The organism is Mesorhizobium sp. M7A.F.Ca.US.008.03.1.1, assembly GCF_003997495.1.
In the GTDB taxonomy this organism is placed as follows: Bacteria; Pseudomonadota; Alphaproteobacteria; order Rhizobiales; family Rhizobiaceae; genus Mesorhizobium.
This window is the reverse complement of record NZ_RZRU01000001.1, coordinates 15,980-28,599: the sequence shown is the minus strand read 5'-3', so window position 1 is coordinate 28,599 and position 12,620 is coordinate 15,980. Positions and strand designations below refer to the sequence as shown.

Genomic DNA, 12,620 nt, shown 5'->3' with positions numbered 1-12,620 from the left:
CGATGGTATTTGAATTTTTCGGCGACAAGAAGAAGGCTGTCATCTCGATGGCACATATCGGTGCCCTGCCGGGAACGCCCCTCTATGATGCCGATGGCGGCCTCGACAAGCTGATCGATGGCGTACTCTCCGACATCCGCAAGCTGCAGAGCGGCGGCGTCGATGCCATCATGTTCGGCAACGAGAACGACCGCCCCTATGTCTTCAAGGCGCCGCCCGAAGGCATTGCCGCCATGACTGCGATCGTCCAGGCGGTGAAGCCTGAGCTGAAAGTACCGTTTGGCGTCAATTATCTCTGGGATCCGACCGCCAGCGTCGCGATCGGGGCTGCCACCGGAGCCCGTTTCGTGCGCGAGATCTTCACCGGCCTGTTCGCTTCCGACATGGGCTTGTGGGAGCCCGATTGCGCCGCCGCCTCGCGCCTGCGGCACAACCTTGGTCGCGACGACATGAAGCTTCTCTTCAACATCAATGCCGAGTTCGCACACTCGCTCGACCAGCGCCCGATTGAATTGCGCGCCAAGAGCGCGGTGTTCTCGTCGATGGCAGACGCGATCCTCGTTTCCGGTCCGATCACTGGCCAGCCGGCCGACCAGTCCCACCTGCGCAGCGTCTGCGAGACGATCAACGACGTGCCGGTCTTCGCCAACACCGGCGTGAACATCGACAATGTCCGCGATGTCCTTTCGCTGGCGAGCGGCGTCGTGATCGGAACCCATTTCAAGATCGATGGCAATACCTGGAACGCCGTCGACGGCGATCGGGTCAAGCGCTTCATGGACGTTGTCGCCACTTTGCGCTGAGGACGGCTTCCACGGCGATGCCGGCCACCGCGCCGGCTCGCGGTGATCATATCGATCGTTGCGGTCCGGTCCGGAATGATCGACTGGTATCGAGCAGCGGGACACAACGAGGCAGACAGGTTCGCCCGCCTGCCCTTCCCAGCACTTCAACGGATTCGACATGGCGTTCGTTCTCGGTCTCGATATCGGCACTACCTCGACGATCGGCATTCTGATCCGGCTTCCGGATCAGGTGCAGGGCCTCGCCTCGCGCCCCGTCACGCTGCATTCCGAGCATGCGGGCTGGGCCGAGGAAGATCCCGCGCAATGGTGGACCAATGTCCGCGACATCGTGCAGGAGTTGCTCAGGACCAGCGGCATCAAGGCCGAGGAGATCGTGGCGGTCGGCACCACCGGCATGCTGCCGGCGGTCGTTCTTCTGGACGACCAGGGCGAGGTGCTGCGGCCGAGCATCCAGCAGAGCGACGGCCGCTGTGGCGCCGAAGTGGCCGAACTGCGGACCGAATGCGATGAGACGGCTTTCATCGCCAAGGCCGGCAACGGGATCAACCAACAGCTCGTCACCGCAAAGCTGCGCTGGATAGAACGTCACGAGCCGAAGGTGTTCAGCCGCATCGCCACCGTTTTCGGCTCCTATGATTACATCAACTGGCGCCTCACCGGCGAACGTGCGGTCGAGCAGAACTGGGCGCTGGAAGCCGGCTTCGTCGATGTTTCGACGCACCGGATCGACGACGATCTGGTGGCGCTCGCGCACATACCGCGCTCGGTCGTGCCCCGAAAAATCGCCTCGCATGAGATCCTCGGTTCCGTCTCGGCGAAGGCCGCGGATGAGACCGGCCTGATGGCGGGAACACCTGTCGTCGGTGGTGCGGCCGACATGATCGCCTCCGCGCTCGGCGCCGGCGTCGCCAAGCCAGGCGACGTCCTCCTGAAATTCGGCGGCTCGGTCGATATCCTGATCGCTACCGATCAGATCAAGCCCGATCCGCGCATGTATCTCGATTATCATCTGGTGCCGGGCCTGTTCATGCCCAATGGCTGCATGTCGACCGGCGGCTCGGGCCTCAACTGGTTCGTACGCAATTTCGCCGGCGGCGAGACGGCCGCGGCACAGGCCGAGGGTATTTCGGTACACCAGCGGCTCGATGCGCTGGCGGCAGAGCGCCCCGCCGGTGCCGACGGCCTCATCATCCTGCCCTATTTCCTCGGCGAGAAGACGCCGATCCATGATCCTGCGGCCCGTGGCGTGATCGATGGGCTGACGCTGTCGCACGATATCGGCCATGTCTGGCGCGCTTTGCTCGAGGCCTATGCCTTTGCCATCGCGCATCATGTCGAGGTGCTCAACGACATGGGCCACCGGACCGAGCGCTATCTCGCCTCCGACGGCGGCTCAAGCAGCAAGGTGTGGATGCAGATTGTCGCGGATGTCTTGCAAAAGCCGGTCCAACGCCTGACCGGGCACCCCGGCTCTTGCATCGGCGCTGCCTGGACGGCGGCGATCGGCGTCGGCCTGACCGACGACTGGTCGGGCGTTTCCGGTTTCGTCAGCTTCGCCGACCGCCTGGATCCCGACCCCCGCAAGGCCGATATCTACCGCGACGGCTATCGCCGCTATCGCGATCTTTATGGGCGCCTGTCGGCTCCTGGCGCAACCAAAGCGGGATCGTCATCGTGATGTATCGCGCCGTCGCCTGGGACATCGACGGAACGTTGATCGACAGCGAGCCGTTGCATCATCAATCTCTCCTCGCCGGCTGCCGCAACTGGAACGTCGATCTTGACGACCTGCCCGACCAGGCCTTTCGCGGCATCCATATGGGCGACGTCTGGACAATGCTGCGTCCGCGCCTCCCAGTCGGGCTCGACCAGGCGAAGTGGCTCGCCGCCATCAATGCCCACTACGTCGCCAACCGGGCGGACGCCGTGCCGATCCCTGAGGCGGTCGACACGATCCGGACCCTGGCTGACCGCGGCGTCCCGCAGGTCTGCGTGTCAAATTCAGGCCGGCAAGTCGTCAATGCCAATCTCGCTGCGCTCGGCGTGCTCGACCATATGAGTCTCACAATCAGCCTCGACGATGTTTCGGTCGGCAAACCCGACCCAACGCCCTATCGCGAGGCCTGCCGGCAGCTCGCCATAGCTCCAGGGTCCGTAGTGGCCGTGGAAGACAGCCGCACCGGTACTAAGGCCGCACGAGCCGCCGGTCTGTTCGTGGTTGGCTATCTCCCCAGCGGCGGCCTGCTCGGCGACGTCGATCTCAGTACCAACCGTCTGTCGTCGATCCTGGATCTGTTTCCCGGCTGAGGGTTTGGCGCGACGCGACCTCCCAAGTGTGCGCTTGGCCATGCCGGTAGAGGATCGTGGCGTGATGGCGTCTGGTCGATTCGCATCGATCCGGTAAGAATCCCCTTGCGCCTCGGCGTCGTGAAACCGCAAACGACACCACACCCAGGATTGGACGCTTGATGAACGACCTCAGCCAAACGCTTGCACCGGACTCACTCGGACCAACCGTGACGATTGGAGAAATCCTGGTAGAGATCGTCGCGAGGCAGACAGGCATCGGCTTCCGGGAAGCTATCGACCTCATTGGTCCCTTTCCTAGCGGCGCGCCCGCCATCTTCATCGATCAATGCGCGCGTATGGGCGGAGCGGCGGCGATGGTGGGCGTGGTGGGCGACGACGATTTCGGCGTCGTCAACATGGAGCGCCTGAAGCGAGACGGCGTAGACACTTCCGCCATCGCTGTTTCCGCGGATTATCCGACCGGCAGCGCCTTTGTTCGCTACCGTACGGACGGAAGTCGCGATTTCGTCTACAACATCGCCAAATCCGCCGCCGCTCGGCTGGAATGGACCCCACAGGTCGAGGCGCTGATCGCGCGTTGCGGGCATATCCACGTCATGGGAACGGTGTTCGCAAGCCCCGCCGCCTGGGCGATTACCGAGCGCGCGATCCCCTTGATCAAGGCGCGCGGCGGCACGATGTCGCTCGATCCGAACCTGCGCAAGGAATTGCTGGCGCACGGCCAGACCGAGGAGAAATTCGCCGGTCTGGTGGACGAAGCAGAGCTGCTGCTGCCGTCGGGCAATGAATTGTTCCTGGCCGCCGGCCTGGATGGCGAGGAACGCGCAATCGAGGCGCTGTTCAAACGAGGGGTCAAGGAGATCGCCGTGAAGCGTGGTGAACATGGCGCGTCAGCCCGTCAAAGCGCGGGCGCCAGCGCCGATTGTCCCGGCCTCATCGTCGAGGAAACGGACCCCACCGGTGCCGGCGACTGTTTCGGGGGAGCCTATGTCGCATGCCGGCGGCTTGGCATGCCGCTGCAGACTTCGCTTGAATTCGCCAATGCGGCGGGGGCGCGCAACGTCACACGCCTCGGCCCCATGGAGGGAGCCGGCACGCGCGCCGAACTGGAAGATTTCATGGCAAGAACGGCGGGAAGAAGCTGATGCGCGTGGCGATCGAAGATTTGCCTTCCCTGCAGAGGAAAGGCAAGAAGCTCGGGGTGGCCTCGGTGTGTTCAGCGCACCCGTTGGTGCTGAAAGCCGCACTGCGCCACGGCCGGGACACCGGCACCACCGTCCTGATCGAGGCGACGTGCAATCAGGTCAATCATCTGGGCGGTTATACGGGCATGACGCCGGCCGATTTCGCGGCGATGGTGGATGCGCTCGCGGCGGCCGAGCGTTGTCCAAAGGAGCTGATCGTGCTTGGCGGGGATCATCTCGGCCCCAACCCCTGGAAAGACCGGCCTGCCGAGGAGGCGATGGCGCAGGCCGGGACCATGGTCGATGCTTATGTCCGCGCCGGCTTCCGCAAGATCCACCTCGATGCTTCTATGGGCTGCGCGGGTGAGCCGGCGGCGCTCGACGACCGCACGGTGGCCGAGCGTGCGGCCAGGCTGGCGGGCGTCGCGGAACAGGCGGCAGCGCAGAGCGGCGGGGCAAGCCCGGTCTACATCATCGGGACGGAAGTGCCGCCGCCCGGCGGCGCCGATCACGCATTGGATGCGATCATCCCGACCAGTCCGGAGGCCGCTAGCCAGACACATGCCATTCACGCCCAAGCATTCCACACAGCCGGGCTTGAAAGCGCGTTTTACCGCGTCATCGGCCTTGTCGTGCAGCCGGGCGTGGAGTTCGGCAACCAGAATGTAATTTTCTACGATCGGACCAAGGCACGCGATCTGGCGGCAACTCTAAACGGATTGCCATCGCTCGTTTTCGAAGCCCATTCGACAGACTATCAGGGCGAGAGGCCGCTGCGTGAACTCGTCGAGGACGGCTTCGCCATCCTCAAGGTCGGCCCAGAGCTGACCTTCAAACTGCGTGAGGCGCTGTACGCGCTCGACCTGATCGCTTCCGACCTGGTGCCCTTTTATGGCGAGCGGCCGCTTTACCACGCCATGGAAGAGTTGATGCTCGATGCCCCCAGGAACTGGGCAAGCCACTATCACGGCAGCGATGCCGACAAGCGGACGCTGCGCCACTACTCCTATTCCGATCGCATCCGATATTATTGGGCGACCCCGCAAGCCCGCGCCGCCTGCGACCGGCTCTTCGATACGCTGAAGGGCCGCAAGGTGCCGGTGACGCTGTTTCTCCAGCACCTGCCTTCGGCGCTCGCTTGGGCCGACCGCGCCTGCGACGGCGAGGAGATCGCGATCGATCACGTCCAGCGAAGCATCGAGGTCTACGCCCGGGCATGCGGCACCTGAACCCCTCGTCCGGTTCTTCAAGGCCAGAGCGGATGGGCTGACGGGCGGCAGAAATGCTTACAGCGATGGTCCCAATCGGATCGGGCTGCCGTCGCTGAAACGGGATTGACGGAACCTGTGGAGATTGTGCCCGGTCTCGTTGCCCTGGATCAAATCGGACAGGATGCGGCCCATTCCGGGTCCTATGCCGAAGCCATGGCCACTCATCCCGGTCGCGACAACGAGGCCTGGGATCGCAGCGGCGCGATCGACGATGGGCACGACATCAGGCATCGCATCGATCATGCCCGCCCAGCTCGCCTTGAGCGGTACAGTCGCGAACTGAGGGAAAAGCTCCCTGAACCCGCGGTCGATGGCGCGGAGCGCCGACGTCTCGGGAGCTGGATTGAGGACGCGCATCCGTTCGAAAGGGCTTTCTTCATCCGCGTTCCATCTGCGCGGGGTCGACCAGCTGTCCGGGTAGCCTCGCGGAGCGGCCGGCAGGTAGCGTGTGCCGAAGGGATTGGCCATCAGGGCGCTGGCATATTTGCCTGCATGGCGAAAAGCGTCCGGCCCTATGTAGAGTTGGTTGCTGCCTCCCGATGCGAGCGTGTACCCGCCATCCTGCCTGCGCCGGAAAGGATGCGTTCGTCCGCGGCGGCACCGGCGTGGATTTCCGTCATCGGCGCTGTCGCAGCGACGGTCGCCCTGACGCTGAGCTGCGGAATCGATATGCCGTGGGCGCGCAGGAAGAGCGACGTCCACGCGCCGCTGGCGACGAGGACGCTCGAGGTCGCGATGAGCCCTTTCTCGGTCCAGACGCCACTGATGCGTCCCGCTGAGATGTCGAGCATACGTGCCGCGCAATCCTCGATGATCGTCACGCCTTCGCGGGCCGCCAGGCGGGCAAGCGCGGGCACGGCGACCCAAGGCTCGGCGCGCATGTCCGATGGGGTGGTCATTGCGCCTTTGAACGGTAGCGCCATGGCCGGGATCAGGCTTGCCAACTCACCTTGGTCGAGGAGACGCGTGTCGACGCCATGAGCCTGGGCGATCTTCAGGAATTTCGCGAAACCGGCCATCTCCTTGTCTGTTCGCGCAAGATAGGTAACGCCCGTCTGCTTCAGTCCTATGTCCTCGCCACATTCCTCGGCCAGTTGCCGCCAGAGGCGCTGCGCTTCGATGACGATCGGCAGTTCGTCGGCATCGCGGCCCTGCTGCCGGATCCAGCCCCAATTGCGCGAGGATTGCTCGGCGGCGATGCGGCCCTTTTCCAGCAGCGTCACCGAGATGTTCCGTCGCGCTAGGAAGAGTGCCGTGGTCACGCCAATGACCCCGCCGCCGATGATCACGACGTCCGACGTCTTCGGCAGGGGCTGTTGGAACTGGATCGGGGTCGCCTCAGTGAAGGGGAAGATTGTCAAAGAGCACTATCCTTCTCGGTATGCCGTGGCGGCGTCCGGTCTACGCACTTGGGAGCGATATCGGGGCAGCGATATCTGGCCGCCGTGGAATGTCGATACCACGCGAGGAGATTGATCGTCAGCTACTGCTTGCCAGGAACGACGGCGACAGATCGCGGGCCTGGAAGCCCCTCTGGACAATGAGTTCTGAAACTGCCGGCCAAAAGGCTGGCGACTGTGCAAGCCGTGCGCCTACTATTGCGTCATCGGCGGCGGCATCGTCGGCCTGGCGACGGCCATGCGGCTGGTTGAGACATATCCCGGCTGCAGTCTGATCCTGTTGGCCGGAAATACTGTCCGATCCTCGACCTTGCCGACCTGCTCCCGCACGAAGCAGGCATCCGCGCGCGAGGCGTGCGCAAAGACGGGTGCCATCATCCATGATTTCTATTTATGGTACCGTTGGCTGGGATCGAACCAGCGACCTCCGGATCCACAATCCGGCGCTCTAACCATCTGAGCTACAACGGCACGTTGCCTGAGCGGATCGAAACAGAAAGCTCGTCCCGACCGCTCTGTCGTTCGGCGATGCGTCCTTACGGGCTTATGGATTCTAATTCAAGGCTTTTGGAAAGCAAAGGGCACTTCCCCACATCGGCGCGGCATTTGCCCAGCAAGAGCGCAGGCAAGGACCGGGCGACGGACAAAGAAAAAGGCCGGCGGGAGGAGGTGCCGGCCTTTTCCTGTTACGAGCCAGCGGGAGGAGGTGCTGGCTGGTCACCCCGGAGAGCAGAGGGAGGAGGTTCTACTCACCGGGCATTTCTTGATGGCTGCCATCATACACATGATCGTTTTTAGGAAAATGCGACCTTTTGTTGCATCTTCAGATCATGCGCAAATGTTAGGCAACCTTGATTTCCTTCATCGCCTTCTCGAAGGCGGTCTTGATCGGCTTGGAGACGTCCTCGGCCGCCTTGGAGGCAACGGCCTGGAAGTCCTTGGCCTGCTCGACGGTCGATTCGACGCGCTTGCGCAGGAAGGCGGTCTGCAACTCGACGACTTCCGACAGCGACTTGGCGCCGATCAGGGCTTCGAGGTGGGAAAAACCGGCCTCGGCATTGGCACGCAAAGCGGAGATGGTCTTGAGCGACAGGTCGCTGGAAACGGACTTGGCGGTCTCGTAGGTCGACTCCAGAGCCTTCTGGGTCTCCTCGGCGCCGGTCTTCAGCTTGGCATAGGCCTCTTTCGACTGCTCAACGCCCTTTTCGGCGAAAGCGCGGATCTGGTCAGTGGCCTTGGAAGCGTCGAAGCTCGGGAATTCAACGTTTTCGATCGTCTCGGCGGTCTTGGTCCTGGACATTTTCCATCCTTTTCAGCGGCAGCGGCTTTGACAGAAAGCCGTCTCGTTCATGTATGATGGCAATATAAAGGCAAATTTTGTGCATTGCAATATCTTTGTTGCAGTGCACCATAAATTTCTTTTGGGCCGTTAACCACGAGCCCAGATTCCAGCCTTTGCACGTTCTGGCTTGTGGACCTTCGCGCCTCCGGCTTTTATTAACAAAGCGTTAACTGCAAAATCGCCGCTCCGTGAGGTCCGCCAAGCGCATGCCGTCCGAATATTCCTTCCTCGATGTCGCCGTGCTCGACGCGGTCCGCCAGCGCTTTGCCGCAGGTGACGCGATCGCGATCCTGTCGGCGGATCTGGAGCAGGTGATCTGGGCCAATGGGCCAGGAGCCGCGATGTTCGGTTATCCCGACATCGAGGCGATCATCGGCGCCTCGGCGCAGTTGCCCGTGATCGCCAGGCGCCAGATCATGGCGACCCACGGATTTCCCGAGATTGGCAGTGACCGCGCCATCATGGTGCGGCTGGCGACCGGCATGACCAGCCGCGCAGTCGGCTTCCTGGCCAGTGCGGTGACCATGCCGGACGCCGAAAAGGCGATCATGCTGGCAGTGCCGGCGGCTCAGACAGGGTCACGTAGTGCCGGCGAAATCGCCGCGCGCGCCATTAGCGGCTTCACCGAGGATGGTCATTTTATCGCCTTTGTCGATGCCGCGGGCAACGTCGAGGCGGCCTCGGAAGGATTTTCGGCACTGGGTATCCTGCCGGAGACGCTGGCGGCACTGGTTGCCGACGTCGCAGCCGAGAGCGACCGCATCATCAAGCGCCTTGTCCCCGGCGGCACGGCCTCCTACCCGGCGGGGCTGGCAAGATTGACCGAGGAGCGGCATCTGCTCGTGGTGATCGACGAGGACCAGCTCGACGACACAGCGCCTGCGGGCGAACATCCTACGCAAACCATTGCCGAGGCGGCGCCTGCTGGCGACGCGGCTTCCCAGCCGGAACAGGGTCGCGAGACACCGACCGACGAACCAGGCGCCTCGCAGCCGGTCGACGACATCGCCGCATCGCAGCCGCATGAGATCGCCGCCGCGATCGGGCAGACGCCGACGGCTGCCAACAGCGATCAGCCGGCAGCAGAGCGCACGCCCGCGCAGCACGACCATTGGTACTTCAACGCCGGCGAGGACGGAGGGCAACAGGCGCCGCGACCTGCCGCATCCGAACCTGAAGCGCCTCGAGAGCCGGCCGCCCTGGAAGTCCAGGCCACCTCCGCGGCCACGCCAACGACCGTCTCGGCGATAGACCGCGCAGCGGCGCCGGTGCGCTTCGTCTGGCGCACCGATGCCGAAGGCAAGTTCAGCGCGCTGTCGCCGGAATTCGCCGATATCGTCGGCAGGCCGGCGGCCGACGTGATCGGCCGACGCTTCAGGGATGTCGCCGCTGCATTCGGCCTCGACCCCTCCGGCGAGATATCGGGGCTCCTGGAACGGCGCGATACCTGGTCCGGGCGCTCCGTGCTGTGGCCGGTCGTCGGCACCGATCTCAGGATACCGGTCGACCTGGCGGCGCTGCCTGTTTACGGCCGCAGCCGCGCCTTCGAGGGTTTCCGCGGCTTCGGCGTCGCCCGCGCCAGCGACGCGGTCGTCGATCCGGAGGCCATCGGCATGGCGCTGGTGCCCAATAGCCAGGCGCCGGCAACGCCGGACCCGCAAGCCATCCAACCCGCGCCCGAACAGCCGAACGCCGAGGATGCCAAGGCCGAGGGTCCTCAGGCATCGGATCCGTTCAAGGGCGAGGTGCCGGCGCTGACCATCGTGCCGAAACAGGAGCGGCGCTTTGCCGACAAGGTGATCCGGCTCGCCGAACATCGCCAGCCAGCCAACGACAAGGGCCTGTCCACCCTGGAACGTAGCGCGTTCCGCGAAATCGGCGAGCGGCTGAAGAAGGATAGTGCTCCGGTCGAGCCGCCAGAGACTGAGACTGCGGAGGCGTCGCCAGCGGAGGCCGAGGCTCCGGTCAGGGCGTCCGACGACCCGTTTCGCACCGACGGCATCCCTGCGTCAGGGCCAGAGAACGAACCGGTCGAGCCATTCGATGCCGATGCCGAAGACGAGCAGGATCTGGCACGGCTTGACGGTCACCCGGACGAAGCGGCTCGTGAAGCCTCCCCGGGAATGAATGTGCCGGGCTCGTTGCTCGACTATGCCGGCCAAGATGACGAACGTGGCCCGGTGGCGGCGGAACCAGAGAACACGCCTGCCGTTTCGCCCGGCGAAGAGCCTGAAGCCGCTGGCGCGACACATGACGTCCTCGATGACGACAGCATGACGTCAGCAGATTTTCGCGATGCCGAAGACAGTGAGGATTGGGCGCAGTCCGACGAGGAAGCCGCGTCGCCCGACGAGCAGGCGGTTACCGAGGAAACCGTCAATGCGGGCGACGCTGCGGAAATACGCGTCGAGCGCCCTCGCCTGCAGGTTCCGCCGCTCAAGGCCGAAGGGTTCGTGCCGTCGGCGTTTTCCGCCGGAGATGAGCACAAGGCTCCGGACACGTCGCTGCTCGGCAAGCTGCCCGTGCCGCTGCTCATCCATTCCGGGGACCAGTTGCACTATGCGAACGAGGAATTCCTCAGCCTGACCGGCTACGAGGCGCTCGAGGATCTGGCGGATGCGGGCGGCCTCGGCGCGTTGTTTGCCGACCCCTATGCCGACGACGGCGTTTCCGACGGCACCGATCGCGCGCTGCGGCTGAAGACGCGTGATGGACAGGAATTCCCGATCGAGGCCATTTTGCGCTCTGTCCCCTGGCGCGACGGCAAGGCGCTGATGCTGGTCGTGCGACGCTCCGGCGAGGATGATGCGCCGGCGAGCCTGCATGCGGTTGGCGACGAGCAGACGCAGCCGGATATTTCCGAGCTCAAGGCGCGCATCGCCGAGATGCGCACCATCATCGACACCGCCACCGACGGCGTCGTGCTGATCGGCCGTGACGGCACCATCCGATCGATCAGCCGGCCGGCCGAAGCACTGTTCGGCTTCGACAGCGACGATGTGACCGGCAAGCCGTTCGCCTCGCTGTTTGCCATCGAAAGCCAGCGCGCGGCACGCGACTATCTCAATGGGCTGTCCGAGCCCGGCGTGGCGAGTGTCATGAATGACGGCCGCGAGGTGATCGGGCGCGAATCGCAAGGACGCTTCATTCCGCTGTTCATGACCATCGGCCGGCTGCCCAACGACAGCGGCTTCTGCGCCGTCGTTCGCGATATCACGCAGTGGAAACGGGCCGAAGAGGACTTGACGCAGGCACGTGCGGTGGCCGAGCGCGCGTCCTCGCAGAAGACCGATTTCCTCGCCCGCATCAGCCATGAGATCCGCACGCCGCTCAATGCCATCATCGGCTTTTCCGAACTGATGGTCGACGAGAAGTTCGGACCTGTCGCCAACGACCGCTACCGCGACTACCTGCGCGACATCAACCGCTCGGGCAATCATGTGCTCGACCTGGTCAACGACCTGCTCGACATCTCCAAGATCGAGGCTGGCCAGCAGGAGATGGCCTATGAGGCGGTGTCGCTCAACGACACGCTGGCCGAGACGGTGGCGATGATGCAGCCGCAGGCCAACCGCGAACGGGTCATCATCCGCTCCAGCTTCGCTTCGCGGCTGCCGGAAGTGGTGGCGGACCTGCGCAGCGTGCGCCAGATCGCGCTCAACATCCTGTCCAATGCCATCCGCTACACCCAGGCCGGCGGCCAGGTGATCGTCTCGACCGCCTATGAGACGTCGGGCGACGTCGTCATGCGGGTGCGCGACACCGGCATCGGCATGAGCCATGCCGAGATCGAGCAGGCGCTGAAGCCGTTCAAGCAGATCAACGCCCTGAAGCGCGGACGCGGCGACGGGACCGGGCTTGGACTGCCGTTGACCAAAGCGATGGTGGAAGCCAACCGTGCCCGGTTCACCATCAATTCGACACCTGGCGAAGGCACCCTGGTCGAGGTCGCTTTTCCGTCGACCCGTGTGCTCGCGGAATAGCTCAGCCCTCTCAGCGGTTCGGTCCCGATAAAAAGAAAAGGCGCCCAAAGGACGCCTTAAAAGATGGGATTGCTGTCACAACGGGGGCTTGAGCGAATTCGGATCCTCGGGGCTGAGGAACGGGATTTCTCCCTCAAGTTACCTGCGACTATCGACGCCGGACCTTAACAACTCCTTACCGGGGCGCCGGAAAATTTACGAATGTGTACCACTCATGAAATCTAGGTAAATTCTAGCGAGATATTTTGTTAACCATGCCGGAAAGCCTCTTTTCATGCATGTCGTTGTCTCAAACCTGGGCCATTTTTGAGCGACATGCAGTAG

8 protein-coding genes, 1 tRNA gene and 1 pseudogene are annotated in these 12,620 nt (G+C 63.8%); 6 read left to right on the top strand and 4 right to left on the bottom strand.

Features of this window, described 5'->3' with window-relative positions; all coding sequences use genetic code 11:
* Nucleotides 1-2: 2 nt before the first annotated feature.
* The 5 genes from EOA16_RS00115 (at nt 3) to EOA16_RS00095 (ending at nt 5,529) form a co-directional block, all read left to right on the top strand.
* Complete coding sequence (locus EOA16_RS00115; RefSeq protein ID WP_127254703.1) at nt 3-803, top strand: BtpA/SgcQ family protein; 801 nt, start codon at nt 3-5, stop codon at nt 801-803.
* Between the two features lie 160 nt (nt 804-963).
* Nucleotides 964-2,484: an FGGY-family carbohydrate kinase gene (locus EOA16_RS00110; RefSeq protein WP_127254702.1), complete on the top strand. Its 1,521-nt coding sequence runs from the start codon at nt 964-966 to the stop codon at nt 2,482-2,484.
* Nucleotides 2,484-3,113 carry an HAD family phosphatase gene (locus EOA16_RS00105; protein WP_127255290.1) on the top strand — a complete coding sequence of 210 codons (630 nt, stop codon included), beginning with the start codon at nt 2,484-2,486 and terminating at the stop codon, nt 3,111-3,113. Before EOA16_RS00110 ends, EOA16_RS00105 begins: the two co-directional genes overlap by 1 nt.
* Before the next feature lie 161 nt (nt 3,114-3,274).
* Nucleotides 3,275-4,261: a sugar kinase gene (locus EOA16_RS00100; RefSeq protein ID WP_127254701.1), complete on the top strand. Its 987-nt coding sequence runs from the start codon at nt 3,275-3,277 to the stop codon at nt 4,259-4,261.
* Nucleotides 4,261-5,529: a D-tagatose-bisphosphate aldolase, class II, non-catalytic subunit gene (locus EOA16_RS00095; RefSeq protein ID WP_127254700.1), complete on the top strand. Its 1,269-nt coding sequence runs from the start codon at nt 4,261-4,263 to the stop codon at nt 5,527-5,529. The genes EOA16_RS00100 and EOA16_RS00095 overlap by 1 nt, the downstream gene beginning before the upstream one ends.
* A gap of 57 nt (nt 5,530-5,586) precedes the next feature.
* Here the strand turns inward: EOA16_RS00095 and EOA16_RS00090 are convergent.
* From EOA16_RS00090 to EOA16_RS00075, 4 genes and pseudogenes are all read right to left on the bottom strand, one after another.
* A pseudogene (locus tag EOA16_RS00090) lies at nt 5,587-6,932 on the bottom strand (FAD-binding oxidoreductase).
* Between the two features lie 234 nt (nt 6,933-7,166).
* A complete protein-coding gene (locus EOA16_RS00085) occupies nt 7,167-7,349 on the bottom strand; it encodes a hypothetical protein (RefSeq protein ID WP_127254699.1) in 183 nt (60 codons plus the stop codon).
* Between the two features lie 16 nt (nt 7,350-7,365).
* Nucleotides 7,366-7,442: transfer RNA gene (locus tag EOA16_RS00080), tRNA-His, on the bottom strand.
* Between the two features lie 370 nt (nt 7,443-7,812).
* Nucleotides 7,813-8,271: a phasin gene (locus EOA16_RS00075; protein ID WP_127254698.1), complete on the bottom strand. Its 459-nt coding sequence runs from the start codon at nt 8,269-8,271 to the stop codon at nt 7,813-7,815.
* A gap of 248 nt (nt 8,272-8,519) precedes the next feature.
* Between EOA16_RS00075 and EOA16_RS00070 the strand changes: the two genes are divergently transcribed.
* Nucleotides 8,520-12,296, top strand: a complete 3,777-nt coding sequence (locus EOA16_RS00070; protein WP_127255288.1) for a PAS domain S-box protein — start codon at nt 8,520-8,522, stop codon at nt 12,294-12,296.
* The last annotated feature ends 324 nt before the right edge of the window (nt 12,297-12,620 follow it).